20 protein-coding genes, 1 tRNA gene and 1 pseudogene are annotated in these 24933 nt (G+C 64.2%); 11 read left to right on the forward strand and 11 right to left on the reverse strand.

All coding sequences use genetic code 11. The features are described from left to right. Positions 1 to 13: 13 nt before the first annotated feature. From G6N27_RS22820 to G6N27_RS22825, 3 genes and pseudogenes are all read right to left on the reverse strand, one after another. Complete coding sequence (locus G6N27_RS22820; RefSeq protein ID WP_179963418.1) at positions 14 to 841, reverse strand: cyclodehydratase; 828 nt, start codon at positions 839 to 841, stop codon at positions 14 to 16. A 48-nt stretch (positions 842 to 889) separates the two neighbouring features. After that, positions 890 to 1000: pseudogene (locus G6N27_RS25750) on the reverse strand (hypothetical protein); the annotation flags it as partial. 4 nt (positions 1001 to 1004) lie between these two features. Then, positions 1005 to 2591, reverse strand: coding sequence for an adenylate/guanylate cyclase domain-containing protein (locus tag G6N27_RS22825; protein WP_163780382.1), 1587 nt, complete (start codon positions 2589 to 2591; stop codon positions 1005 to 1007). A 3-nt stretch (positions 2592 to 2594) separates the two neighbouring features. On the opposite strand from G6N27_RS22825, the gene G6N27_RS25755 reads away from it, so the two are divergent. Next, the gene (locus tag G6N27_RS25755) at positions 2595 to 2807 is read left to right on the forward strand and encodes a hypothetical protein (RefSeq protein WP_163780384.1); all 213 of its coding nucleotides are present in this window, start codon (positions 2595 to 2597) and stop codon (positions 2805 to 2807) included. A 535-nt stretch (positions 2808 to 3342) separates the two neighbouring features. Next, positions 3343 to 4032 (forward strand): MspA family porin, encoded by a 690-nt coding sequence (locus tag G6N27_RS22835; protein ID WP_163780386.1) that lies wholly within the window; start codon positions 3343 to 3345, stop codon positions 4030 to 4032. 88 nt (positions 4033 to 4120) lie between these two features. Here the strand turns inward: G6N27_RS22835 and G6N27_RS22840 are convergent, their stop codons facing one another. Then, positions 4121 to 5515 (reverse strand): zinc-dependent metalloprotease, encoded by a 1395-nt coding sequence (locus G6N27_RS22840; protein WP_163780387.1) that lies wholly within the window; start codon positions 5513 to 5515, stop codon positions 4121 to 4123. A 79-nt stretch (positions 5516 to 5594) separates the two neighbouring features. Here G6N27_RS22840 and G6N27_RS22845 point away from each other — a divergent pair, with 79 nt between their 5' ends. The 4 genes from G6N27_RS22845 (at position 5595) to G6N27_RS22860 (ending at position 10679) form a co-directional block, all read left to right on the forward strand. Beyond that, positions 5595 to 6617, forward strand: a complete 1023-nt coding sequence (locus G6N27_RS22845) for a YlbL family protein (RefSeq protein ID WP_163780389.1) — start codon at positions 5595 to 5597, stop codon at positions 6615 to 6617. Positions 6618 to 6687: 70 nt separating this feature from the next. Beyond that, entirely contained in the window at positions 6688 to 9657 is a 2970-nt protein-coding gene (locus G6N27_RS22850; RefSeq protein ID WP_163780391.1) for a UPF0182 family protein, read from the forward strand. Between the two features lie 69 nt (positions 9658 to 9726). Next, positions 9727 to 9800 (forward strand) — tRNA-Met (locus tag G6N27_RS22855). A 390-nt stretch (positions 9801 to 10190) separates the two neighbouring features. Further along, entirely contained in the window at positions 10191 to 10679 is a 489-nt protein-coding gene (locus G6N27_RS22860; RefSeq protein WP_163780393.1) for a MarR family winged helix-turn-helix transcriptional regulator, read from the forward strand. A gap of 75 nt (positions 10680 to 10754) precedes the next feature. On the opposite strand, the gene G6N27_RS22865 is transcribed toward G6N27_RS22860, so the two are convergent. The 5 genes from G6N27_RS22865 to G6N27_RS22885 form a co-directional block, all read right to left on the reverse strand. Beyond that, positions 10755 to 11411 (reverse strand): class I SAM-dependent methyltransferase, encoded by a 657-nt coding sequence (locus G6N27_RS22865; protein WP_163782215.1) that lies wholly within the window; start codon positions 11409 to 11411, stop codon positions 10755 to 10757. Positions 11412 to 11525: 114 nt separating this feature from the next. After that, entirely contained in the window at positions 11526 to 12185 is a 660-nt protein-coding gene (locus G6N27_RS22870) for a class I SAM-dependent methyltransferase (RefSeq protein WP_163782216.1), read from the reverse strand. Between the two features lie 243 nt (positions 12186 to 12428). Next, positions 12429 to 13433, reverse strand: a complete 1005-nt coding sequence (locus tag G6N27_RS22875; protein WP_163780395.1) for an NmrA/HSCARG family protein — start codon at positions 13431 to 13433, stop codon at positions 12429 to 12431. Between the two features lie 385 nt (positions 13434 to 13818). Next, a complete protein-coding gene (locus tag G6N27_RS22880; protein ID WP_163780397.1) occupies positions 13819 to 15162 on the reverse strand; it encodes an FAD-binding oxidoreductase in 1344 nt (447 codons plus the stop codon). A 169-nt stretch (positions 15163 to 15331) separates the two neighbouring features. Beyond that, complete coding sequence (locus G6N27_RS22885; protein WP_163780399.1) at positions 15332 to 16306, reverse strand: NmrA/HSCARG family protein; 975 nt, start codon at positions 16304 to 16306, stop codon at positions 15332 to 15334. A 111-nt stretch (positions 16307 to 16417) separates the two neighbouring features. Here G6N27_RS22885 and G6N27_RS22890 point away from each other — a divergent pair, with 111 nt between their 5' ends. Further along, complete coding sequence (locus tag G6N27_RS22890) at positions 16418 to 16888, forward strand: MarR family winged helix-turn-helix transcriptional regulator (RefSeq protein WP_163780401.1); 471 nt, start codon at positions 16418 to 16420, stop codon at positions 16886 to 16888. 100 nt (positions 16889 to 16988) lie between these two features. Here G6N27_RS22890 and G6N27_RS22895 read toward each other — a convergent pair whose 3' ends face one another. Further along, the gene (locus G6N27_RS22895; protein ID WP_163780403.1) at positions 16989 to 17663 is read right to left on the reverse strand and encodes a TetR/AcrR family transcriptional regulator; all 675 of its coding nucleotides are present in this window, start codon (positions 17661 to 17663) and stop codon (positions 16989 to 16991) included. Between the two features lie 435 nt (positions 17664 to 18098). On the opposite strand from G6N27_RS22895, the gene G6N27_RS22900 reads away from it, so the two are divergent. After that, positions 18099 to 19223, forward strand: a complete 1125-nt coding sequence (locus G6N27_RS22900; protein ID WP_163780405.1) for a hypothetical protein — start codon at positions 18099 to 18101, stop codon at positions 19221 to 19223. Positions 19224 to 19307: 84 nt separating this feature from the next. On the opposite strand, the gene G6N27_RS22905 is transcribed toward G6N27_RS22900, so the two are convergent. Further along, entirely contained in the window at positions 19308 to 19775 is a 468-nt protein-coding gene (locus tag G6N27_RS22905; RefSeq protein ID WP_179963324.1) for a nitroreductase/quinone reductase family protein, read from the reverse strand. Positions 19776 to 20238: 463 nt separating this feature from the next. Here G6N27_RS22905 and G6N27_RS22910 point away from each other — a divergent pair, with 463 nt between their 5' ends. From G6N27_RS22910 to G6N27_RS22920, 3 genes are all read left to right on the forward strand, one after another. Continuing rightward, entirely contained in the window at positions 20239 to 20904 is a 666-nt protein-coding gene (locus G6N27_RS22910) for a TetR/AcrR family transcriptional regulator (protein ID WP_163780407.1), read from the forward strand. A gap of 191 nt (positions 20905 to 21095) precedes the next feature. Next, on the forward strand, positions 21096 to 21893 hold the full coding sequence (locus G6N27_RS22915; RefSeq protein WP_163780409.1) for an LLM class flavin-dependent oxidoreductase: 798 nt from the start codon (positions 21096 to 21098) through the stop codon (positions 21891 to 21893). 857 nt (positions 21894 to 22750) lie between these two features. Beyond that, on the forward strand, positions 22751 to 24508 hold the full coding sequence (locus G6N27_RS22920; protein WP_163780411.1) for an MOSC and FAD-binding oxidoreductase domain-containing protein: 1758 nt from the start codon (positions 22751 to 22753) through the stop codon (positions 24506 to 24508). The last annotated feature ends 425 nt before the right edge of the window (positions 24509 to 24933 follow it).

Raw genomic sequence — 24933 nt, forward strand, 5'->3', positions numbered from 1 at the left:
GCAACTGGTGCTGTCAGCACGAACACAGCGGATGCCTGGGCCATTGCCGCGCCACGATCGAGCCGGCGTGGACGTCGAACTCCAGTGTGGCGTTCAGCGCCTGCGGCGGCGCGGGATCCGAGCCCCGTACCGCGCCGATCACCCGGTTGACCTGGCTGAGTGCCAGCGCCGCGGTGGCCAGTACGGTCGCGCGATCGGCCACGCCGACGGTGTCGCGGAGCTGCGCGGCCACGGCGGGCCACGCCGCGTCACGGTCCCTGCGGTGCAGGTCCGCGCAGCCCAGGCAGCTCGTGACACCAGGGACGACGAGTGGGCCGACCAGGCCGGTGCCGTCGCGAACCCGGACCGCGAGGTGCGCGACGCCGTTGGCGTGCAGATCGCGCAGCATCCGCGGGTCGGTGACCAGGTTGTCGGCCAACACCACCAGGTCGGCCTCGGCGGCGGTCACCGCCGCGTGCCGCTGGCTGCTGTGCTTCACGCGTGCACCTGAGCAGCGCAGGCCGTCCAGTAGCAGCTCCGACAGCGGGCCACGGCCGTGCACCCGGATCGACGCCGACCGGGCAGGTCTTTGCCGGCGACCCCGCGTGGCGACCCCCGCTGTCACCAGCTGCCCGACCAGGTCCCGCAATTCACCGTCATTCAGGCCGTCGGCCTGACGTTGCAGCTCGCTCATCGGGACCGGCGAATGCATGGCCCGCAGCAGTGTCGCCAGGCCGGTGGCGGTCAATCCGCGCGGCGGCCGGATCAGCACGGCGCGGCGCGGACTCCAGCCCACCTGCACGGCGCCGTCGGGTCGCAGCAGTACGGGGAGCGCCGGGTCCAGTGCGTACAGCGACGGCATGGGCTGCGCCATCTGAGGCACTGTGCCACGGACTTCACTCGGGCTGGTTCAGCTCTCCACAGGACCGTCGGGATCGGTCAGGCCGGCAGCAGTGCCCCGCTCGAACTCGGCGATCGCCTCATCGATTCCGCTGGTGCCGCCGCCGATGATGCGTCTTACCGGATCAACTATTGAGAACATTTCCGAGCGCGATGACTCGGGCTGTTTTTCTGCGATCGGTGACCGGGGCGACGCGGGCCAGCCCGCGCACAAGCCACGGTGCGCGCATCGCGATCACCTCGACAACGCGATCCGATCGGCGCATCGTCGTCCGACGGCCAGGAGTGGGCATTGACGCCAGTTCCGCCTCGGCCGATCCCGCCCGCGGGCCGTGGCGGTTGACCGCCAGCAGCTGCCAAGTGCCGGGCACGCCACGCAGCTCGACGCTGCCGCGGTCCTCGAAGCCGGTGCCCGAGCCGACCACCAGGTCACGCACGGTGCGGGAGACGAGGATTTCACCGCCCCCGGCCTGGCCGAGGATCCGCGCCGCGATGTGTACCGCGATTCCTCCGATGTCCGCGTCCAGCAGTTCACACTCGCCGGTGTGGATGCCAGCGCGGATCTGGATGCTCAGTGTCTCGGCGTCATCGCGCAGGGCCTCGGCGCAGCGGATGGCCTGCGTCGGGCCGTCGAACGTGGCGAGGTGGCCGTCGCCGGTGCTTTTGACCACCTTTCCACCGAATCGTTCCGTGAGGTCGGCAGTGATCTCACCAAAGCGGTGCAGCACCGCCCGCCATTGCTCGTCGCCGCTCGCTGCGGCGTGTTGCGTCGACGCGACGATATCGGTGAACAGCACGGTGCGCAGGGCACGATGTGACTGCGCCGGCGCAGCATGGCTGCCGGTGAGGAACTCCTCGACCCCGGCCAGGATCTTGTCAGGCTCGGTTAAAAAGGGTGCGTGGTCCACACCCTCGACCTCCAGGTACCGCGCGCCCGGGATGTGGTCGGCGAGATACCGGCCGCCCTGCACCGGAACCACGTTGTCTTCGCGGGCGTGGATGACCAGGGTTGGCGTGGTGAGAGTGGGCAAGATCGGCCGCACGTCGGTCAGAAACGCCGCTTCGAATGACGCCCGCGCCATCCCCGGACTCGCGCACATGCGCTCCAACATCGCGAGCTGGCGCGTCGACCGGAACGACGGAGCGCTGAGGCTGGCTGCCGCACCGCTTCCCCACCCGGAGCGCACGGCGCGGCCGCCTTCCTGGAAGCGGGCGAGCTGCTCGATCGACGGCGTGTATTCATCGCCCAGTTCGGCAAGGAATCGCGACCGCAGCTCGGCCGGGTCGCGATCCATGTCTTCCCATCCCGTAAAGCTCCAATACGCGATAGTGCCGTGAAGGATCAGCGCCCGCACTCGCTCGGGCCGCGTTGCCGCGAACATCATGGCGACCGGTCCACCGTCACTCAGACCGGTCACGACGGCCTGCCCGAAGCCGACCGCATCCATGACAGCCTCGAGCTCGGCCGCTCGCTCCTCCAGCGTGCGAACTTTTGACACCGGGTCCGACAGGCCGACCCCGGCCTTGTCGAACACGGCAACGCGGCAGAACGTGGCGAGCTGATCAAGGAACGCTTTGAATTGGGGCAGGGTCCAGGCCAGCTCGAGGTGGCTGACAAACGGCTCGACGATGATCAGCTCGACCGGCCCGTCGCCGAATACCTGATACGCCAGGCTGAGATCGCCGCACATGGCGTATGACGTTTCCGGCATCGCATGAGCGTACTGCTGATCCCGCCGCTCGCCGGGGCACGAGTGACAGTCCCCGGGTATTTCCACACCACCGGGTCGGCCTCGGCGGCGGTGACCGCCGCGTGCGGCTGGCTGCCGTGCTTCATGCGCGCTCCCGAGCAGCGCAGGCCCTCCAGTAGCAGCACGGGAAGCGCCCGGTCCAGCGCATACAGCGACGGCGTGGGCTGCGCCATCTGAGGCACTGTGCCACGGACCTCAGGCAGGCTGGTTCAGCTCTCCACAGGACCGTCGGGACCGCGATCGGGATCGGTCAACGCCGCAGGATCATTACCTGCATCGGACCGATAGATTTTCGCAATACATTCCGACGCCACCCCAGTCGGTTGATGTGCGAGACGTTCCGGCACCGCCCCGGCCGGCGGCTGAGCCTGGGCCGCCTTGAAAGCCCGGCGGCGCCCACAGCGATGGAGTCGACGTAATCAATTGATCGACTATCGGGGGCACCGGTAGCGGATTTGGGTCTACCGGCTGGGCGCTCGCTACGCCTGTGCCGCCCGCGAGAGCTATGACGCTGATCCCGCCGGCCAGCAGTGCCCAAGCACAGCTATGACGTTTCATCGTCATCCCCTCTGTGGTCCGCCCGCGACATATTTGCAGTCTCCTCTAGCTTTCTGCGCCCAGGTCGCATACCGGCCACAAACCCACAACAACTTTGATTTCGGCGACCAGTCAAAACCGCGACGCGAATCGGCCAGGGCTTACGGTGTCGGGCATGACACGAGTGGCCGTGGCCGTTCGGCGCGCTGCGGTTCTTGCTGTCTGCCTCGTCATGTCTGCGACCACAGCGCCTTTCACAGGCGCTGACCCCAACCCTGCTCCTGCCCCACCCGATGCGGCGCCACCGGCCGACGGACGGGTGCCCTCGGGCAATCCGGCAACTGTCAACACTCCCGACGGCTGGAACCTGCTCCTCGGCGCAAGGGACGAGATGCAAATTCCGGTTGCGCCGTTGACCACCGCGGTCTCGTCTCGCGAATACCTCGCGAGCGGAACATTCTTCGCTTGGCTGAAGGGACCGGAGGAGCCTCGAGGCGTCCTCGAGGTGGGTTACGAGATCGGCTGCGGAATCGATATGAGCACATCCAACGGCGTCACGATGGCGGGTAGCGCGGGCGTCAACCCGGGCGTCGGCTTCCCGTTGACCGGTGGCTTTATTCCGTTGGTCACCGTCCCGGTCAACGGCGTGATCACCGTGGGGCTCAAGCCCGGCCTGGTGATCGTGGTGCCGGTGGACAAGAAGGAGTTCAAGGGAGCAAATCCGTGGGTCATGATCAACAAGTTCCACGTCAAGATCGACGGATGCGTGGGCCAGTCGTTCATTCGCTCCTACGCGACGCTGACCCGACAGACCGACCAATCCGACGTCGTGCTGTCCTACGTCGGCGTCACGAAAGCCGTCTGATCGCGGTCGCCGCCGGGTCCAGCGCAAACAGCGACGGCATGGGCTGCCCCATCTGAGGCACTGTGCCATGGACTTCGGTCGGGCTGGTTCAGCTCTCCACAGGACCGTCGGGGCCGTCGCCGGGGCCCCGATCAGCGTCGCGCTCGAACTGGGCGATCGCCTCGTCGATCCCGCTGGTGTCGCCGCCGATGACGCGGTCGATGAAACCGGCCGGGTCGTCGAGATCCTCGGAGTCGGGCAGCAGATCGGGGTGTTGCCAGATGGCGTCGCGGGCATCGACGCCCGCGGCTTGGGTCAGCCGGTCCCATAGCGCTGCGGCCTCGCGAAGCTTGCGGGGCCGCAGCTCCAGGCCGACCAGTGTGGCAAAGGTCTGTTCGGCCGGCCCGCCGGTGGCCCGGCGGCGGCGCAACGTCTCGCCCAGTGCGGCCGCGCCGGGGATCCGTTCGCCCAGCGCCGCATCGACGGTGGTCTGCACCCAGCCTTCGATCAGCGCCAGCAAGGTTTCGAGCCGCTCTAGAGCCTGGGTCTGCTCGGGGGTGGCCTTGGGCTCGAAGACGCCCTGGGTCAGCAGCTGCTCGACGGCGGCCGGATCGTTCAGCGACGCGGGGTTGAAGTCGCGGGCCAACTCCTCGATGCCGTGCATGTCGATCTTCATGCCCTTGGCGTAGGCCTCGACGGCGCCGAGCAACTGGCTGGACAGCCACGGCACATGACTGAACAACCGGTGATGGGCAGCCTCACGAGCCGCCAGGAACGTGACGATCTCACTGCGGGACTGCTCGAGGCCGTCGGCGAACGACTCGATGGCGTCCGGCAAAAGCGCGGCAATACCCTTGGGCCCCAACGGCAATCCGATGTCGGTCGACGTCAAGACCTCGCGGGCCAGTCTGGCCAGCGCCTGGCCGAGCTGCGAGCCGAACGCCATGCCGCCCATCTGCGACATCATCGACAGCAGTGGGCCGGCCATGCTCCTGGCCTCTTCGGGCAGCGACGACGCCCACACGGTGGCGATCTGCTGAGCCATCGGATCGCACAGCCGCTTCCAAGTCTCCAGCGTGTGGTCCACCCAGTCGTTGGGCGTCCAGGCGACGGCCTTCGTGGTGCCCGCGGGCAGCGCGGTCACCCCATCCAGCCAGGTCTCGGCGAGACGGACGGCGTCGCTGATCGCATCGCGGGTACCGGCCGGAATCGGCGCCACGAACCCGATCGAGCTTGACGCCAGTTGCCGGGCCAGGTCGTAGTTGACCGGTCCGGAGGTGCTGGTGCCCATCGCCGAGCCGGCGCCGCTGAACATCTGTCCGAGGCGGGTGAAGATCTGGCCCAGGTCGGCCATGTTGAATTCGCCGCCGAGGCCGCCCAGACCGAACGGGTCGGCGGATCCCGAGCCGGAAGCGGCATCGTCATCCCGGCGCTTGTCGCGGTCCGGGTCATCTCCGGCGGAGAATCCGAAAGGCAGGTCAGCCATGTCCTCAACGGTACTCATCGGCGAAGCGCGACGCGCGACCGTCCGTCCGCTCTGAGCGAACCCGAACTCGGACAGCGCTCCGTCTAGTGTTAGCGACGTGAACAGGCGGATTCTGACGCTGTTGGTGGCGCTGGTCCCGATCATGGTTTTCGGTGTGCTGCTCGCCGCGGTGACGGTGCCGTATGTGTCGCTGGGTCCGGGTCCGGCGTTCGACACGCTCGGCGAGGTCGACGGCAAACAGGTGGTCGACATCAAGGGCACTCAGACTCATCCGACCACGGGCCACCTGGATATGACGACGGTGTCCCAGCGCGACGAACTCAGCCTGGCCGAAGCGCTGACGTTGTGGCTGTCCGGCCAGGAACAACTGATGCCGCGCGATTTGGTCTACCCGCCGGGGTCGTCGCGGGAGGACATCGACAAAGCCAACGACGCCGATTTCAAGCAGTCCGAGCACAACGCGGAGTTCGCGGCCCTGGGTTATCTGAAGTACCCGCAGGCGGTGACGGTGGTGGTGGTCAGCGAGCCTGGGCCGGCGGTGAACAAGCTGCAGGCCGGTGACTCCATTACGGCGGTCAATGGCACGCCGGTCGCCGACGTCGACCAGTTCACCTCCTTTCTGAAGCACACCAAACCCGGACAGTCGGTTTCCGTCGGCTTTCGTCGCAAAAACGCGCCGCCCGGGGTCGCCCAGATCACGCTGGGCAAGCACCCGGACAAGGATTACGGCCTGGTCGGCGTCTCGGTGACCGACGCCCCGTGGGCGCCGTTCTCGGTCGACTTCAACCTCGCCAATGTGGGCGGACCCTCAGCAGGTCTGATGTTCAGCCTGGCCGTCATCGACAAACTCACGACAGGCAACTTGGCCGGCTCGAAGTTCGTCGCCGGCACCGGCACCATCAAGCCGGACGGCGAAGTGGGCCGCATCGGCGGGATCGTGCACAAGATGAGCGCGGCTCGCGATGCCGGGGCGACGGTCTTTCTGGTGCCGGCCGAGAACTGCTACGAGGCGAACTCTGACAAGGTGCCTGGTCTGCAGTTGGTGAAGGTCGACAATCTCGGTGGCGCAGTGGAGGCGCTGCACGCCGTCACCGCAGGCAAGCAACCGCCGAGTTGTTGACGATCGGGGCGGTGCAGATGAGATGCGTACAGTTGAAACGTCGAGCACAACCGAGCAGGGAGCGTAGCTAGTGGGGATGCGGCCTGCCGCCAGAATGCCGAAGCTGACTCGACGTAGCCGGACCCTCATCGCGGTCGCGCTGACCGCGATCGGCCTGCTGCTCATCGGCCCGCGACTGATCGACGCCTACGTGGACTGGCTCTGGTTCGGCGAGCTGGGTTACCGTTCGGTGTTCTCGACCGTCCTGGTGACCCGGTTGATCGTGTTTGTGGTGATCGGCTTGCTGGTCGGCGGCATCGTGTTCGGTGGTCTGGCGCTGGCCTACCGAACCCGACCGGTGTTCGTGCCGAGCAACGGCAACGACCCGGTGGCGCGCTACCGCACCGTGGTGATGGCAAGGTTGCCGGTGATTGGCGCGGGCGTCCCGGTGGCGATCGGTTTGCTCGCCGGGATTGTCGCGCAGACCTATTGGGTGCGTATTCAGCTGTTCCTGCACGGCGGCGACTTCGGCGTTCGCGATCCGCAATTCGGTAAAGACCTCGGGTTCTACGCCTTCGAGTTGCCGTTCTACCGGCTGGTGCTCAGCTTCCTGTTCGTTGCACTGTTCCTCGCATTCGTCGCGAACCTGTTGGCGCACTACATCTTCGGCGGCATCCGGCTTTCCGGTCGCACCGGAGCGCTGAGCCGCTCGGCGCGCATCCAGCTTGTCAGCCTGGTCGGAACGCTGGTGCTGCTCAAGGCGGTTGCCTACTGGCTGGACCGCTATGAGCTGCTGTCGCACACTCGCGCCGGTAAGCCGTTCACTGGGGCGGGGTACACCGACATCAACGCGGTGCTGCCCGCCAAACTGATTCTGCTGGCGATCGCGCTGATCTGCGCGATCGCGGTGTTCTCGGCAATTGTGTTGCGAGATCTGCGGATTCCGTCCATTGGACTGGTCCTGCTGCTGCTGTCGTCGATGATCGTCGGCGCCGCCTGGCCGCTGATTGTCGAGCAGATCAGCGTCAAACCCAATGCAGCGCAGAAGGAACGCGAATACATCAGCCGCAGCATCGGCGCGACCCGTCAGGCCTACGGGCTGACCGAAGACGTGGTGACCTACCGCGACTACAGCGGCGACAGCCAGGCCACCGCCGAACAGGTCGCCTCCGACCGCGCCACCACGGCCAACATCCGACTGCTCGACCCTACGATCATCAGCCCGGCCTTCACGCAGTTCCAGCAGGGCAAGAACTTCTACTACTTTCCCGACCAGCTGTCGATCGACCGCTACCGCGATCGCGACGGCACGCTGCGCGACTACGTCGTCGCGGCCCGTGAACTCAACCCGGATCACCTCATCGACAACCAGCGGGACTGGATCAACCGACACACCGTCTTCACACACGGCAACGGCTTCATCGCCTCGCCGGCCAACACCGTGCGCGGTATTGCCAACGACCCCAACCAAAATGGCGGATACCCGGAGTTTCGGGCCAGCGTGGTTGGCGCCAACGGCAGCGTGCTGTCCCCGGGTCCGGCACCGCTGGACCAGCCGCGGGTCTACTACGGACCGGTGATATCGAGCACGCCCGCGGATTACGCGATCGTCGGCAAGAACGGTGTCGACCGGGAATACGACTACGAGACCAACACCGAGACCAAGAACTACACCTACACCGGCAGCGGGGGAGTGCCGCTTGGCGGCTGGTTGTCGCGCAGCGTCTTCGCCGCGAAATTCGCCGAGCGAAACTTCCTGTTCTCCAACGTCATCGGATCCAACAGCAAGATCCTGTTCAACCGTGATCCGGCGCAGCGGGTGGAGGCGGTGGCGCCGTGGTTGACGACAGACAGCGGCGTGTACCCGGCGATCGTCAACAAGCGGCTGGTGTGGATCCTCGACGGTTACACCACGCTGGATAACTATCCCTACTCCGAGCTCACGTCACTGTCGTCGGCCACCGCCGACTCCACCGAAGTGGCGTTCAACCGGTTGGCACCCGACAAGCAGGTGTCTTACATCCGCAACTCGGTGAAGGCCACCGTCGATGCCTACGACGGCACGGTGACGTTGTATCAGCAGGACGAGCGCGACCCGGTGCTCAAAGCGTGGATGAAGGTGTTCCCCGGGACGGTCAAACCGAAGAGCGACATCACGGCCGAATTGTCTGCCCACCTGCGCTATCCCGAAGACCTGTTCAAGGTGCAGCGAATGCTGCTGGCCAAATACCACGTCAACGACCCGGTGACGTTCTTCTCCACGTCCGATTTCTGGGACGTGCCGCTGGACCCGAATCCGACGGCGAGCAGCTATCAGCCGCCGTATTACATCGTCGCGAAAGACATTGCCAAAGGCGACAATTCGGCGTCGTTCCAGCTGACCACTGCGATGAACAGGTTCAAGCGGGACTATCTGGCGGCCTACATCAGCGCCAGTTCCGATCCGGAGAACTACGGCAAGATCACCGTGCTGACCATTCCCGGTCAGGTCAATGGACCCAAGCTGGCCAACAACGCGATCACCACCGACACCGCGGTATCCCAGGACCTCGGTGTGATCGGCCGGGACAACCAGAACCGGATCAAATGGGGCAACCTGCTGACGTTGCCGGTTGCGAAGGGTGGACTGCTGTACGTCGAGCCGGTGTATGCCTCGCCCGGTGCCAGCGACGCCGCGTCGTCATATCCGCGGTTGATCCGGGTGGCGATGATGTACAACGACAAAATCGGCTACGGCCCCACCGTTGGTGACGCGCTGACCGGGCTGTTCGGTCCTGGTGCCGGTGCGACTGCGGCCGGTATCGCGCCCACCGAACCGGCCGCGCCCGCTGGCAGTCCGCCGCCCGAAGGTTCGCCGCCGACACCGCCCCCGGCGGCCGCTGCCATCCCGCCGCCCGGCGGCGCCGTCACGCTCTCACCAGCCAAGGCCGCCGCGCTCAAGGACATCGAGTCGGCGCTGGGCACCGCGCGCGAAGCGCAGAAAAACGGCGACTTCGCCGCATACGGGTCGGCGCTGCAGCGGCTGGACGACGCGATCAACAAGTACAACAACACCAAGTGAGTCGGTTGATGCTGATCAAGGCGCGATTTGGTGGCCTAGCGCGGGTTCGGTAACCTGATATTCACCCGTCGCGGGGTGGAGCAGCTCGGTAGCTCGCTGGGCTCATAACCCAGAGGTCGCAGGTTCGAATCCTGTCCCCGCTACTAGTAAAAACGGCCCTCGGAGATCACTCCGGGGGCCGTTTTCATGCCGCTTGGGAACACTTTTGGGAACATTCGCACCGCTAACGACTGATTGTCGACGGACGAGTTGTCTGGCCGGACTAATCCGTTTAGCGGCCGGGCGATATTCGTGGCACGGCAGGGATGCGTCGCACTGGAGGGATTGTCGCGGTCGCCTAAACAGGGCCCACACGCCGGCTGAGGGACACGCTCGCGGCTTAGGGCCGATGTGACTAGCTGCCACCTCCGGTGGAGAAGCCGCCGCAAGCCGACGCGTCAACTTCTTGTCAGTCGGCGTCGCTCACCGAAGCGGGTCAACCATCCCGACCGAAAGGTTGATATGTCAACCCTTACGAGTAGTATCGGAAACCGATGACTGATCAGAAGGGGCTCACCGACGATGAGCTCGATGCATACCGCAGCTTCATGAGTATGAACCACGTCCTGGGGCGGCATCTGGCCCGGCACCTCAAGCAGGAGTTCGGGCTCTCTGATTCCGATTTCGAGATTCTGGTCAACTTGTCGGAGTCACCACATCGGCGGATGCGCGCGGTCGAATTGACCCGGGTCACCCAATGGGATAAGACCCGTTTATCGCATCACGTGAGCCGGATGGAGAAACGTGGCCTGATCCGCAGGGAGGCCTGCGAGGCTCGTTATCCCGACATCGTGCTCACCGACGCCGGCTGGGACGCTATTGTGACTGCCGCGCCAGCGAACGCGGCTCGCGTCCGGGAATTTTTCATCGACGTGCTTGGCCCTCAGCGGCTGGCAGCACTACGCGACGCCGCTAAAGATGTGATTGCCGCGATCGAAGAACACATGAATACGGACTGCCCACCTGAAACAAGCCGATCCTGAAGCCAAGCGCAAAGCTCTACCGGGCTGTGGGCTGTCGCGGCCTGTTCACAACGAAGACCAATCGAGTTAGACGGGTCAGTCCAGATGTGCCGAGAGCAGCCAGGCTGCGATGGAGATGCGTCCGTTGGATTCGTGCTTGAACGATATTTCATCGAGACTGTACTTTTCGGGGAGCGTCCCATGTATCCGGGCGGGCTTGAGGTCGTCGATGACCCAGTATGGCGAGACCACTTCGCGTAGCTCGTCGGCGGTCACCGCATACGGGGGACTCTTAGGCCTCGCGGCTTTGTCGAAGACGAGCACGAAATAGGACGCGCCGGGTGCGGCGGCGCGGACAATCGATTGCTGGTAGGCATCGCGGGCCTCAACCGGGATCGAGTGGAACAAGGTGCTGTCGACGATGGTGCCGAAGCGGCCGTCGTAGCCGGTGAACGACGTGATGTCGGCCACCTCGAAGCTGGCGTTGCTCAGGCCCCCCTTGGCGGCCTCACGCCGTGCTAGCTCGACGGCGGTGGGCGACAGGTCCAATCCGAGCGTGGTGTAGCCGCGTTGGGCAAGAAACAGCGACATGGCGGCTTCCCCGCAGCCCACATCGAGGACATCACCATGGAATTCGCCGGCTTCAACGAGTGCGGCGAGTTCAGGTTGGGGCTCACCGATACTCCACGGCGGGCGGGCGCCCGCCAACTCAGGGGCCTCGCCGCGGTAGGCCGATTCGAATCGGTCGGACATTTCAGTCACGGCTTGACTGTGATCGTTTTGACTCATGGCCCTTCTTCTTTCATAGCCGATCCGATGAAATAGATGTCTCAATCAGCGGTGTACGCCACCCGGCGGCTGGCCGGGTCAGTCGAGATGCGCCGAGAGCAGCCATCCCGCCACCGAGTGGCGGCCGTCAGGCTCGTTCCTGAAAGCTGTCCCAGCGAAACCCGCGAAGTTCGGGGGGAACTTGCCATGCAGGCGAGCGGGTTTGACGTCGTCGATCACCCAATATGGTGCGACCGCACCACGTAGCTCGTCGGCGGTCACCGCATAAGGTGGCCCCTCCGGTATCGCGGCTTTGTCGAAGACGAGCACGAAATAGGACGCGCCGGGTGCGGCGGCGCGGACAATCGATTGCTGGTAGGCATCGCGGGCCTCAACCGGGATCGAGTGGAACAAGGTGCTGTCGACGATGGTGCCGAAGCGGCCGTCGTAGCCGGTGAACGACGTGATGTCGGCCACCTCGAAGCTGGCGTTGCTCAGGCCCCCCTTGGCGGCCTCACGCCGTGCTAGCTCGACGGCGGTGGGCGACAGGTCCAATCCGAGCGTGGTGTAGCCGCGTTGGGCAAGAAACAGCGACATGGCGGCTTCCCCGCAGCCCACATCGAGGACATCACCATGGAATTCGCCGGCTTCAACGAGTGCGGCGAGTTCAGGTTGGGGCTCACCGATACTCCACGGCGGGCGGGCGCCCGCCAACTCAGGGGCCTCGCCGCGGTAGGCCGATTCGAATCGGTCGGACATTTCAGTCACGGCTTGAGCTTGGTCGCTTTGACTCATCAATTCTCTTCTCTCGTTCACGGTCTCTAGGTTGACTTATCAACCTAAGAACGACGCTACTCTACTGCTGGTTGATATGTCAACCGCTGACTCATATCAAAGGCCACAAGTTGCGACCGTCCATCGTGCGCTTGTTACTGCTGACGGCTGTCGTGCCAGCGAGAATGACTGCGCCGATCCCCAGCGACCTCCCGCAGGCAGACATGTTTACTTGGTGACCTGCGGTATCGCGCTCGAGTCACGGGGGATTTGATCCTTGTGCACTGCGAGCCAGTCGCGGAAAGACTGCAGCTCGGGATTGAGCTCGCGCACCACGGCTAGATCCCGGTCCCTGCTGTACCGCTCGGAGTCCTCGGCGAAGTACTGGAACATGTTGCCCATCTCCACCGCGCCCGGGAACGGAAGGGTCCGGAACTCATCCCAGCTGACCGGCCTGTACGAAACCTTCTCGCCGAGCGCTTCGGTCAATGCGGCCGCGTATCCGTCTCCGGTCAGGTGATCGCCGGCGATGCTGACGGTCTTTCCGATCAATTCAGGGCCCCGCTTGAAGATGCCCAGCGCGCTCTTGCCGATGTCATCCACGGCGATGCCCGGCACCGGCTGGTCGGCCATGGGCAACGCGAGCACCAACTCACCGCTGGGGGCGCGCACGGGTCCGAACCCAGGGAACATGAACAAGTTCTCGAAGAAGAACGAGGTTCGCAGGAACGTGGTGGGCACGCCGTATCGGACAAATATCTCGTCGGCCTCGGCCTTGGCGTCGAAATGCGGCACTTTGTACCGTCCCTCCAGAGTCGGCACCTCGTCGGGGTTAGCGAAACGCGTCCGCGTGTCCTCCAGCGTTGACCAGACGAGGTGAGCGACGCCGGCGTCTTTAGCCGCCCGCGCGGCTACCTCCGCCTGCTCGAGTTCCATCTCCGCTGCTGTGCGCCGGCTTTCGTCCTCCGGGCTGCGCACGGCGAAATAGGCGGTCACTACGAAGGCGCCGTGCGCTCCGTCGAACGCTTTCCGCATGCTGACCTCGTCGTCGAGGTTGGCTTCGACCACCTCGGCGCCGGCCGTGGTGAGTGCCTGAGCGTTCGCGGAATTAGCGTTGCGGGTCAGCGCTCTTGCCGCATATTCGTGTTCGGCATCGGCGAGGATCGCCCGGACCAGTCCGCCACCCTGCGTTCCGGTGGCACCGACCACGGCGATGCGCTTGTTTTCATTCATGTTTTTCTCCCTTTTCTTGTTTCCCGCCGCCGCTGTGCGCGGGGGATGTCAGTGCCGTTCTGCGTTTAAGAAACGCCGAAGTATCTTATTTTGAAAGGTTAGTTCGCGGCGTTACGAAACGCAACAGTATCTAGCGTGCCGAAGGATTAGTGGCGAGTTCAACCGCGTGACGATGTCCGCTATCACCAGCTACGCCTCTCTAATTCACACGTAGTAAGCCACTTCTACGGGGACGCGGATGCACGAGTCGCACCGGGTCGGCGCCGATACCAAGCCCGGGCAAGCCATCCAAGCTCGATACGGATTCGTATCTAACCCAGCTACGGCCACCGTGGCTGCGGCAACCAAGAGCAGTAAGCCGGGTGTATTGCCGCTGGGCGCCCTTTCACGCGCCCGTCAGGGCCGCCAGGATGCGTGAGGGGGTAAGGCGCCGTTCGGGGTCAATCGCCGTCTGAAGCCGGACCAGCCGTTGCCCCGCTACCGGTGGAAGTGCGTCGGCGACTTTGGCGCGGCCCTGGGCGAACGATGCGGCTGCCTGTCCTATGTCGGCGGATTCCGCGGCTTCACGGACTCGGGTGAGCCCGTTTTCGGTGGCCGCGCGGGAATCAGGGTCGGTTACCCGTCCCACCGCATGCAGCACAAAGGGGCCGGGCGCTTTGGTTAGCGCGCCATCGCGCGCTGGCGCCGGGGTGCCCACGTTGCGCAACTCGATCATCGTCGTCGGCGAGTCCGGCGCGGCCGCAGTGTCCAGAACGTCCGCGGCCAGCTTCGGCGTTGTCGCACTGAGCCAGCGGCCGGTGCCGAGCACGGGTGTCGGATTTGGGGGATCGAGGTGGATCTGAGCCAGCCGGGCCGCATCGGCGGGTGCCCAGGCGCTGTCGAGCACAGGCGGTGGTGCGCCGCGTAGGGCACGCAGCAGCGGGGCGGCCGCGTCGGGGCCGGCGGGCGAAGCGAACGCCAGGTGCACGATCGGAACTCCCCGCAACCTCGTCGGGAATGGCCAGTCCGGCGGGGTGTGCACGACACTGATATGGGTCGACAGCGCATCACCGATGTCGCTCATGGCCTGCGCCCATGCCTCCGCGACCGGCCGAAGCGCAGTGATGTCCCACAATTGGTAGCCCGCCCATACCGCTTGAGGCGCAACGAGATCCAGTGTGAGGCTGGTGGCGATGCCCACACCGCCGCCGCCGCGGAACGCCCATAAGGCTGCGCGGTCTACCGGATTAGGTGCATCTTCGGTCGCCCTGCGCAGGCGTCCGTCGCCGTCGATGTAGTCCACAGCTACCAGTGCCGAGCTGGCCATCCCGTATGGATGGGTGAGCCATCCCACGCCGCCGCCGAAGGTGTAGCCGGCCACCGAGACCGTCGGCGAGGACCCGGCCAACCCGAACAAGCCGTCCCGCTGCGCCCGGGAGTTGAGGGCGGACCACGTCGTCCCCGCGCCCACGCGGGCGAGGCGGGCGCCGGCATCAATCGATACCGTGTCCAGCGCAGCGGTGTCGACGAGCACGCGGTGCGGTCCGATCGGTGCGCCCGCGCCATGTCCGGTGGCCTGCACGGCCACGCCCAGATTCCGATCGGCGGCCCAGCGCACCGCCTCGGCCGCCTCCCCGGCACTTTGCGGACGAGCCACAACCGCCGGCTGCTGCGTCACGCTGGAGTTGCGCGGGGTGGTCGCGGCTTGATATGCCGCGCTGCCCGGCCATGCTAATAAATCGTTTCTCATCTCACTAAGCTCCTTTTTTTGTGAAACCGCCGCGCTAAGCACCGGTGGCCCTTGTCAATTCGGCTGTCGGCGCGACCGCCGGCGCCTCTACTGCGATGAGGGTCAACGAAGGCGCCCCCCCGCTGTCCGCCGACGGGCACGACGACCTGCTGACCCAGGGCACCGCGCGTCAGCCGATCGGGATTTGATCCTTGTGCAACGCCAGCCAGTCGCGGAAAGACTGCAGCTCGGGGTTGATCTCGCGCACCGCGGTCAGGTCACGGTCGCCGATGAATTGCTCAGCGTCCTCGGCGTAATACTGGAACATGTTGCCGAACTCGACCGCGCCGGGAAAGCCCAAGGCTCGGTAGCCATCCCAGCTCATCGGTTGGTAGGCAACCATTTCGCCAAGCGCGTCACTGAATGCCGCCGCGTACTGCTCACCGGTCAAGTGATCGCCAGCGATGCTCACGGTCTTGCCGACGAGATCTGGACGCTTGAAGATGCCCAGGGCGGTCTTGCCGATGTCATCCACTGCGATGCCCGCCACCGGCTGATCACCCATGGGCAACGTAAGCAGCAGCTCACCGCTCGGGATACGCACGGGTCCAAAGCCAGGGAACATAACGAAGTTGTCGAAGAAGAAAGTGGTTCGCAAAAAAGTCGTAGGAACACCGTGTCGGACAAAGATTTCGTCGGCCTCGGCTTTTGCGTCGAAGTGCGGCACTTTGTAGCGCCCATCGAGGGTGGGCACCTTCTCGTCGTCGACGAAACGCCCGCGGGTGTCCTCAAGCGTGGACCAGATGACGTGAGCCACTCCGGCGTCTTTGGCTGCCTTGGCCGCGATTTCGGCCTGCTGGAGCTCCATCTCGGCTGACGTCCGCCGGCCGTAGTCCTCCGGGGTGCGTTGCGCGAAATAGTTGGTCACCACGTAGGCGCCGTAGGCCCCGTCGAACGCTTTCCGGATGCCGGCCTCGTCTTCGAGGTCGGCTTCGACCACCTCGGCCCCCGCCTTGACCAGCCCCTGCGCACTGGCGGAATGCGCGTTACGCGTCAGGGCTCGTGGGGTAAATCGTTGTTCGTCGTCGGACAGGATGGCCCGCAGCAGTCCGCCGCCCTGCGATCCGGTGGCACCAACGACAGCGATTCGCTTTTGTTCGCTCATGATCATTCTTCTTTCACTAGTGAGATCCGACTTGGGTTGATATATCAACCTAGGTATAGACGGTACGAGGTTTAGGTTGATATGTCAACCCGTGGGAGTAGAATCGACGTCATGACCGGTCAGCAGGGGCTTAGCGAGCAGGAGCTCGCTGCGTGGCGCAGCTTCATGACCATGCAGCATTCGCTGGGCCGGCACCTGACCCGACGCCTCAAGCAGGAGTCGGGGCTCTCGGATTCCGATTTCGAGGTGCTGGTCAACTTGTCGGAGTCACCCCACGGGCGGATGCGCGCGGTGCAGTTGGCCGCAGTCACCCAATGGGACAAAACCCGGTTATCGCATCACCTGAGCCGGATGGAGAAACGGGGCCTGATTCGCCGCCAATCCTGCGATGCTCGCTACCCCGACATTGTGCTCACCGACGCCGGCCGGGATGCCTTCGTCGCGTCGGCGCCGGCGAACGCTGCTCGCGTGCGCAGATGCTTCATCGACGTGCTCGGCCCTCAGCGGCTCGAAACGCTACGCCAAGCCGCCGAAGATGTGATCGCCGCCGTGCAAGGTCAAATTGAGCCGACGCCCATCTGAAAATACGCGAGATGCAGGGGGTTTCGCTCTGGTCGCGCATCGGCCAATCGAGCGTGTTCAGCGCGGTGTTGTGCCCCTGGTGCTGGCATGACTTCGCCTCCTAGTTGCAGATGCGCAAAACCGTTGCGGCGCAGGCCTGGTCGCCCTCCGCGGACGTCATCGGAAGTTGGATTCCCTCGATGATCAGATCGAGCATATGCGTTGATGACGCCGGTTGGTTTACGCTCGAAGGCCCTCGCCACAGGCTGCTCATCAAGAGCACCAGTTCGCGAGCGTCGACATCGGATCGGATCTCACCGGCGTCCTTGCCGGCGTCGAGCAATCTGGTGGCGGCACCAATCAGCAGGCTTTCCTCGTTTTCCTCCGCGGCCGGCGAGGCTACGGGAAGGGCGGCGGCTAAGTCCTGTTTGTTGGCAGCGAACGACGCTATAACGCCGAACCATAACCGTAACGCGGTCAGCGGTGGATGCGTCCTGAGCAGCGCCTCGGCCAGTTCTTCCAACATTTGTAGGTCGTTTCGGTACACCTCCGCCAGCAGCGCCTGTCGGTCGGGAAAGTGGCGGTAGAGGGTTCCCTGGCCCACCCCCGCCTCCTTGGCGATTGACCGCAAGGATGCATCTTGCGAGTTGGCGAGAACGGTTCGCGCGGCATGCACGATTCGGGCATGGTTGCGTTGCGCATCCGAACGAGGCAGTCGCGACCTCGTCGGCACCTCGTCTTGCTGATGGGCAATGACGTGGTTGGCACGGCTAGCCGCGTCGGCCCCGTCGGGCACCGTTCCCACGGTGTGGAGTGGGGATTGGGCACTGCTGGACACGTCAATCACCTCTAAGATACGCGACAGTTTCTTATCTTCAAAGTAACTGTGTGCCGCGAGAACCGCAATAGGTCTTGGAGGGTTGCTTCGAAAGGCGTTACGTCGCAAACGGTAGAGCCGTGGAGCTCGGGGGTCGCGTGCTCATGCCTCGTTCTTCCGAGGTACTATTGCGTTTCTTGCGTCCAACGAGTTAACTTGGCTTCGCAAGAAGCCGAACCGTCCTTTCGAAGGATGGCGCGGCAGCTTCGCCGACGCTGTGTGTTCTTTCCCGTTTGAACGCTCGGCACGTCGCTGTACGGGCCTGCTTCCGGCGGAACATGGACCCGAGGAGATGAGTTGAAGGTCTGTATCGGGTTTGGCCGCCAAAGTAGCCTGTTCGCCTAACTTGTTGCGATGCTTGGCATTTGGTTTGGCTTCGCTGCGGGGCTGATTATCGTAATCGGTGCTCTGTCCAGCGTCGTTGGCACGCTTGTCGTGCCACGCGCGGTCAACTCTCGAATCTCGCGCGCGGTCGGGCGGAGCCTCGACGGCGTGTTCTTGGTATTGGTTCGGTCGGTTCGCTCCTATGAGCGCCGCGACCGGATTTTGGCGTGGCAATCGCCTCTGACCTTGCTTGTCCGGCTTACGGCGTGGCTCGCTTTGCTCGTCGCGGACTTCACGCTGTTGCTTTTGCCGAGTGTGAAAGGTCATCTGGGACAGGCTGTCTCCGAGGCCGGTTCGTCGATGTTCACCCTGGGGTACGCAGCGCCGATCGGCGCTGGCGGTACCGCCGTCCATTATCTGGCGGCATTCACCGGCTTGGTTGTGATCGGATTGCAAGTCGGATACCTGCCTGCGCTGTACGCCGCGTTCAATCGGCGTGAAACGGAGGTCAGCTTGCTTGGCTCACGCGCGGGTGTCCCCGCGTGGGGGCCAGAAATTCTCGCTCGTACCAAGTGGGGCATTCAAGACGGCGACATCCGACCGGTCCTCGAGACGTTGTTCGTTTCCTGGGAGCGGTGGGCCGCGGAGGTCGCCGAGTCCCACACCACCTATTTGACCCTGGCCCGGTTCCGCTCTCCTCAGCCGATGTCGCACTGGTTGATCTCGCTGATTGCCGTGATGGATGCCGCCGCAATGCATCTGGCGCTAGCCCCGTCGTCGGAACCCAAACTGGCCGCGCGCCTGGCATTACGAACGGGCTTTGTCGCGCTGGAACAGATCGCCCGTGCAATGCAGCAATCGGTATCCGACGAGCCGGACCCTGATGCCCCAATTTCGGACACATACGACGAGTTTCGAGGGGCCAGCGCGATGTTGCGCGAACTCGGCTACCCGATCGACCGCTCCGATGAAGAGTCGTGGTCGCACTTTCGCGGTTGGCGCGCCAATTACGATGCCGTTGCCCTTGTGCTTGCACAGCTTCTTGACGCGCCCCCCGCATTATGGACAGGAACGCGGCGCTGGCCCTCAACCCAGATACCGCCTCGCCGCCCAGCCGCCATGCTGGCACGCGCTGCCGGTCACAAGCGAATTTAGTTGCTTGCCGTCGAATTCGCCCTGACCAATGCCACATTGACGGTGAAGCTGGTAGCCCGGTTAGGGTGCATGTTGGCCGGAGTTCTACGGCTGGGCCGCTCTGGCGTGGAGACGAATTACCGGCATCAAGCGGTCAGTCTTCTCGGTGTATTTAGCGAACCTCGGTGATGCCTTGATAATTTGGCGCCAGGCTGATTCGCGATCGGCACCATGGAGCTGTTCGGCGCTCACCGGAATGCTGCGGCCGGCCAGATTGATTTCCACTTGGTCTGGATGGGCGGCGAGGTTGTAATACCAGGACGGGTTCTTGGCTGCCCCGTTCGCGGACGCCACGATCAGCCAGCTGTGGTCGCTGTCGGCAAACCATGCCACGGGTGTGTCTCGTTTTTCTCCGCTTTTGCGGCCAACGGTCGTCAGCACCAAGGCGTCGAGTCCCATAATCTTTCCGCCTTTGCGACGGATACGGTTCATGTTCCAGTTGTTGATTGCCTTCATTAGCCGTCCGCCAGGCTGGCGGGCGCCGCGCGTGCCGTTGCGGGTGTCAAAAGTCATGGCCTGTCCTTTTGGATGGATGGGTTAGGCGCGACGTAGCCGTGTTGTCTCTGTGGGCTTCGATCGTTTGGCCCAATAATTCTCGTGTCAGTCCGAGCACGGCCGCGACGCCATCTTATGGTGGATAGGTCGAGCCTCCAGGCTGCTGCGGCCGGGGGCGTCGAAGAAGCTCTGGTGGTTAGGAGGGGCCGTTGAGAGCAGGGGTGCGACGACGGCCGCCACGTCGTCGACCGACGGAATCGGCCCAGGGCGCACCAGCAACGCACGGACGCCTCGCGGTTAGCACTTCGGCCAGCCAGGCGGGTGTTCTTGTTGCCATACCTGCTGGCCGTATCGGCGGCGCCCAGGGGTGATCGCGGTTTTCCCGGCATCCGGACACCTCTAAGATACGCAGATGTTTCTTCTGACTCGACGGTAGTCCGTAGGATCAAGGGGCGCAACAGTTTCTTAGAAAGGATTTTTTATGGGCAAGATCCGCCGGCACGGCGCGGAACTCGACGCCGCGATTGAGTCGGCAGTCTTGGAGCTGGTCACACGGCACGGCGCGGCCGGCGTCACGATGGATGCCGTTGCCGCGGCTGCCAAGACCAGCAAGCCCGTGCTGTATCGACGCTGGCCTGATAGCCGGTCAATGCTACGAGACGTGTTGCTGCGCATGGTGATAGCAGTCGCTGCCCCCAGCGTCGATACCGGCAGCTACCGCTCCGACATGCTGGCCGTCCTGCGTGCATGGAAAAGGATGTTCACCGGTCCGCGCGGCCCGGCGATGCGGGCCGTGATCGCCACTATGTCGCACGACGCCGTTTTGGCAGAGGCCTTCCGTAACGGTGTGATCAGCTGGCGGCGCAAGGAAATGGCCGCACTACTGGACCGCGGCATTGCTCGCGGGGATGTGCGCGCCGACGTGCCGACCGACATTGTGTGGTCACTGGCGCAAAGCGTGCTGTTTCACCGCCTGCTCATCTCGGGCGAGCCCATCACCGACGAGCTCGTGGTCCGCCTCGTCGACGAACTACTCGTGCCGTTTGTCGCCCCCCACGCCAGTGCCCAGCCGAAGACGCAGCCCACCCGGCGCCGTTCCCCCGCCAGAAGGAACAAGCCTCGACGTCAAGACCCTATTGCAGGATAACTGGTGGCCGTTCAACTCCTCTAAGGTACTGTTGTGTTTCTTCCGTCCGAGGTCTAGCCTGCTCCTTATAAGAAACTAAAAGTTTCTTGGAGGACCGGGCGCAGTACCGTCAACCGACTGAATTTCTTCACCCCGCATGGACGGTCGGCCACTGAAGCTGCACTGCGCAGGTCGGTGGACAGGGGAAAGTAATGAAGCTCGGTATCGGTTTGCCCGTCAACAACCCCGACGTGCTGCTCGACTGGACGACCCGGGCGGAAGCGACCGGCTTCAGCAGCGTGGCCGTCTATGACCGGTTGGCATATACCAACGCCGAAGCACTGGTGACGCTGGCGGTGCTGGCCGGAGCGACCTCACGTATCGGGTTACGCCCGCAGATCCTAATCGGACCACTGCGCGGTACAGCGCTTCTGGGCGCGCAAGCTGCGACCCTCGACCGGCTCTCGGGAGGCCGGTTCACCCTGGGAATGGGCGTCGGAGGGGATCGTCCCGCCGACTTCGCCGCCGCGGAGGTCGACATCAAAGGCCGCGGCGCCCGCTTCGATCAGCAGATCACGCAGCTGCAACCGGTCACCCCCGGCGGCCCAAAAATACTCCTGGGCGGTGTGACCGAAAAAGGGGCCAGCAGAGTGGCCCGACATGGGCTGGGCTGCATCAGCGCCTTGCCGCCACAAGTCGGAGGCCAGCTGATCGAGCTGATCAACCACCAATGGGCCGAAGCTGGGCGGCCCGGACGTCCACACGTAGTCGGACAACTCAACGCCGCACTCGGCCCTGATGCGGTTATCGATGACGCGAAGAATGCTCTGGCCGCGTACTACACGGAGCAAGGACTTGCCGAGTTCCAAGTCGAGCATCTGGCGACGTCCCCACAGCAGATCCAGGACACCATCGCGGGATACGCGGATCTCGGTGCAGCTGAGGTGAGCATCTACTGTTGGTCTGCTGACCCGAGCCAGCTCGACCGCTTCTCCGACACCGTCCTCTGATCGCCCGATAGCTGAAACGCCCTTGTGGCAGCGCCACTGCATCCTCACAGCCGGGCCGTGCGGTGGCATCCTCCTTGCTGCGGTATCGATCACATGATGGCCGATGGTGGGTAACTCAGGCGCCGATGGAGCGAACCTGGCGGGAGTAGATAGCCCAAGATTTTTGGGAACAGATTTGGGAACAAAACACCATGAAACCGCCCAGAATCGGTGCGATTTGGCGCAACGGGTCAGACATCTGAACGCGGTTGAGCTGCGCTTTTGAGATCAGGCGCATACGGGAAAATCCCTGGCGCGTAGCTCATAACCCAGAGGTCGCAGGTTCGAATCCTGTCCCCGCTACTAGTAAGGAACGGCCCTCGGAGAATCCTCCGGGGGCCGTTTCCATGCCGCTTGTGAACACTTTTGGGAGAAAATCGGTTTGTACGATGGCAAACAGTGCCAAGCGGTCGTCTGGCCCGACGTTGCCGATGCTGATGTATTGGAGATTGACCCGAAAGTCGGTCCATCCCACGGTGTGTTCGTCAAGGACTCGCAGGAAACCCACAGGGCAGCCGCGGAATTGGACGTAGGGCCAGCCGGCAAAACCAAAACCGCAGCATAGCTGCCTTTCCTTCTCCCCAGAAGTTCGTTCGACTACAAGAACAGTTTCGGCGCGCTAATACTTCAACGACATGCCGTCCGGTCGCCGGGACCCAAAATCGATACCCACGCAAATTCCACCAACCGCCCCAGCGGCCACAACCGCGCAAGGGCAGATATCGCATAACGCTGCGCGCGGTGAGCAGTGCAGACTGCCCTGCCACCCGGCTTTGGCTGGGCCATAATCAGTTACCAATCCACGACAGGAGTGCGCGGTGGCGAAGCTGATCTCCGTGAATGTCGGCCTACCCAAAGACGTTCCCTGGAAGGGCCGCACCGTGTACACCGGGGCTTGGAAGACGCCCGTTACCGGCCGCCGGATGGTTCGGCGGCTCAACATCGACGGAGACGGCCAGGGCGACCTCGAGGGCCATGGCGGGGAGAACCGCGCCGTGCTCGTGTATCAACTCGATTCATATCGTCACTGGGCCAACGAGTTTCACCGCGACGACCTGGCGCCCGGGTTTCTTGGTGAGAATCTGACCGTCGAAGGTTTGCCCGACGATGAGGTGTGTATCGGGGACCGATACCGGATCGGGGACGCGGTCTTCGAGGTGACCCAACCGCGTGTTACTTGTTATCGCGCAGGTATGCGCATCGGCGAGCCCCGGATGGCTGCACTGCTGGTCTCTCACCGGCGGCCCGGTTTCTACTGCCGGGTGATTACCGAAGGGGAAGTCGAGGCGGGTCAGGAGATCGTCAAGATCGCCGCCGGATCTGAGGGGATCACGGTCGCTGAGATCGACGCATTGCTCTACCTGCCCGGACATCCTCGAGACGCTCTGCAACGTGCTCTCCGCATCCCCGCGCTCAGCCCGGGCTGGACAGCCTCCCTGCAGAGTTTGGCCGAACAACCCGTTTCAGAGTCAGGATCAGGCAACGTCGGTTTGACTCCGGCCACGAGTCCGCCGCCGGCGTGGACCGGCTTTCGGCCACTCCAAGTAACTGCAGTTCACGACGAAACCCGATACGTACGCTCAGTGTCCCTGGCCGACCCCAGCGGTGCGCTCCTACCGGAATGGCTTGCCGGCCAGTCGATCACGCTGCGCCTTTTCCCCGATCCGAACGATCCCCCTCTGATCCGCAACTACTCGCTGTCCAACCGGCCCGGCTCCGGTGAATACCGGATCAGCGTCAAACACGAACCCCATGGGCAAGCGAGCGGACACATCCACGCCCACGTCCAACTCGGTGACCTCCTCGACGTCGCCGCACCACGCGGCACTTTCTTTCTGTCGGACGGAGACGCGCCCGCGGTCCTGCTTTCCGCCGGAATCGGAGCCACCCCCGTACTGTCCATGCTGCACATGCTCGTCAGGTCAGGCTCGGCCCGTCAGGTGTGGTGGCTGCATGGCGCCCGCAACAGCTCCGAGCATCCCTTCGGCGCAGAAAGCCGCTCCCTGCTCGATCAGTTGCCCCACAGTCAATCCCACATCTTCTACAGCGGCCCGACGTCCGCTGACCGGCAGGGTGTCGACTTCACCGAGCACGGCCGCCTATCAATCGAATCGCTCCGCGAACTCGGCCTGCCCCGCGACGGGGACGCCTACCTGTGCGGGCCCGCGGCGTTCATGGCCGAACTCAGCGCCGGCCTCGTCACCTACGGACTTGATCCCGCCCGCGTCCACACCGAACTCTTCGGGGCGGCAGGCGCGCTCACACCCGGGATTGCGCCGACGTCCGTCCTTCCGCACCTGCCCGCTGGGCCTCCCGGTCCAGGACCTGCCATTCAATTCGCCCGCAGCGCCATCTCGGCACCCTGGGGTCCTGCGAGCGCCAGTCTGCTCGAATTCGCCGAAGCGTGCGACGTCCCAACCCGCTGGTCCTGCCGCACAGGCGTATGTCACAACTGCGTGACCGCACTGCTTTCCGGGAGTGTCTGCTACGACCCCGAACCCCTAGAACGACCCGCCGAAGGAAACATCCTGATTTGTTGCTCACAACCCGCAGAGGCCATCGTGCTCGACCTGTGACAGTCACCCCGGTGCATCTTCGGGTAAGTGGACTAACAGAAGGTCTCGGTGCTGCCGGCGTTGACGATGGCGGGCATATTAGGCCTCTCAGGCTCGTCGCGCGCTGCGGTGGGCAGATCTAAATCTGGACTTTTCCGCCGTCGATGAAGAGTTCGGCGCCGGTCATTAAGCTGCCTTGGTCGGATGCGAGAAACGCTTACCGGAGCAGATGGGCGCAAGCCGTCTTCGCACGATCCGACCATGGCGCTGCGCCAATTGCCGGCACCACCTGAGGACCCATTGGCCGTGCTCGGTCTCAAAGAGCCCCTGCGACAGACCTATTTACGACGTGCTTGGCGCAGGTTCGCTTGACGTCATCATCCGGATCGCGGGGGACGCAGGGACATCCGCCCGCGGACAGAGCGCTTATGACGAACTCACCCGGC

It is taken from the genome of Mycobacterium cookii (assembly GCF_010727945.1).
Lineage (GTDB): Bacteria > Actinomycetota > Actinomycetes > Mycobacteriales > Mycobacteriaceae > Mycobacterium > Mycobacterium cookii.